Origin of the sequence: Xinfangfangia pollutisoli, assembly GCF_020179405.1 — a bacterium.
Lineage (GTDB): Bacteria > Pseudomonadota > Alphaproteobacteria > Rhodobacterales > Rhodobacteraceae > Pseudogemmobacter > Pseudogemmobacter pollutisoli.
In genome coordinates, this window is the sequence record NZ_JAICBZ010000170.1 from 1 (window position 1) to 1,870 (window position 1,870).

Annotated in this window: 1 protein-coding gene; it reads left to right on the forward strand. The window is 63.7% G+C overall.

The genetic code is table 11. The features are described from left to right. On the forward strand, positions 1 to 1,847 hold a 1,847-nt coding region (acs, locus tag K1Y73_RS21825), incomplete at its 5' end, for an acetate--CoA ligase (protein ID WP_225030517.1). Between the last annotated feature and the right edge of the window lie 23 nt (positions 1,848 to 1,870).

The following is a 1,870-nucleotide window of genomic DNA, read 5'->3' on the forward strand; positions in this document are numbered from 1 at the left end:
AGGCCTTTTGGGCCGAGCAGGGTCAGCGGATCGACTGGATCACGCCGTTCAGCAAGGTGAAGAACACGAATTTCGACTTCGGGCAGGTGTCGATCAAATGGTATGAAGACGGCACGCTGAACGTCTCGGCCAATTGCATCGACCGCCATCTGATCGACCGGGCCGACCAGACCGCGATCATCTGGGAACCCGACGATCCGAAGACCCCGGCCAAGCATATCACCTATCGCGAATTGCTGGAGCAGACCTCGCGCATGGCCAATGTGCTGAAGGCGCATGGGGTGCGCAAGGGCGACCGGGTCGTCCTGTATCTGCCGATGATCCCCGAAGCCGCCTATGCGATGCTGGCCTGCGCGCGGCTGGGTGCCATCCATTCCATCGTCTTCGCGGGCTTCTCGCCCGATGCCTTGGCCAACCGGATCAATGACAGCGAAGCCAAGCTGGTGATCACCGCCGATTACGCCCCGCGCGGCGGCAAGAAGACGCCCTTGAAGGACAATACCGACAAGGCGCTGCTGCATTGCTCCGACCGGGTCAAATGCCTGATGGTGCGCCATACCGGCGACGAGACCCATCTGGTCGATGGCCGCGATTTCGACCTGACCGCCGAAATGGCCGCGGCCAAGCCCTATTGCCCCTATGTCGAGGTCGGCGCCGAGGATCCGCTGTTCATCCTGTACACCTCGGGCTCGACCGGCAAGCCGAAGGGGGTTGTGCATACGACCGGCGGCTATCTGGTCTATGCCGCGATCACCCATCAGCTGACCTTCGACTATCATGACGGCGACATCTTCTGGTGCACGGCCGATGTGGGCTGGGTCACCGGGCACAGCTATATCGTCTATGGCCCGCTGGCCAATGGCGCGACCACGATCATGTTCGAAGGCGTGCCGACCTTTCCCGATGCCGGCCGCTTCTGGGAAGTCTGCGCCAAGCATAAGGTCACGCAATTCTACACCGCCCCGACCGCGATCCGGTCGCTGATGGGCCTTGGCCCGGAATGGGTGGAAAAGCACGACCTGTCGTCCTTGCGCCTTCTGGGCTCGGTCGGCGAGCCGATCAACCCCGAGGCCTGGAACTGGTACAACACCCATGTCGGCAAGGGCCGCTGCCCGATCGTCGACACGTTCTGGCAGACCGAAACCGGCGGCCATATGCTGACACCCCTGCCGGGCGCGATCCCGACCAAACCGGGCTCGGCCACCAAGCCCTTCTTCGGGGTCAAGCCCGTGGTGCTGGACCCGACCAGCGCGGCCGAATTGACCGACACGGAAACCGAGGGCGTCCTGTGCATCGCCGACTCTTGGCCCGGCCAGATGCGCACGGTCTGGGGCGATCACGAACGCTTCCAGGAGACCTATTTCCAGCAATACAAGGGCTATTACTTCACCGGCGACGGCTGCCGGCGGGATGCCGATGGCTATTACTGGATCACCGGGCGGGTGGATGACGTGATCAACGTCTCGGGCCACCGGATGGGCACGGCCGAGGTGGAAAGCGCGCTGGTGGCGCATGAGAAAGTGGCCGAGGCCGCGGTGGTGGGCTATCCGCATGACATCAAGGGCCAGGGCATCTACGCCTATGTCACCCTGATGAAGGGGGTCGAGCCCACGGCGCAGCTGCGCAAGGAGCTGGAGGCCTGGGTCCGCCAGGAGATCGGCCCGATCGCCAAGCCCGACCTGATCCAGTTCGCGCCGGGCCTGCCGAAGACCCGCTCGGGCAAGATCATGCGCCGCATCCTGCGCAAGATCGCCGAGAACGATTTCGGCGCCCTGGGCGATATCTCGACCCTGGCCGATCCGTCCGTGGTCGAGGACCTGATCGAAAACCGCATGAACAAGGCCTGACCCATGCCAAACGCCCCCGTTCT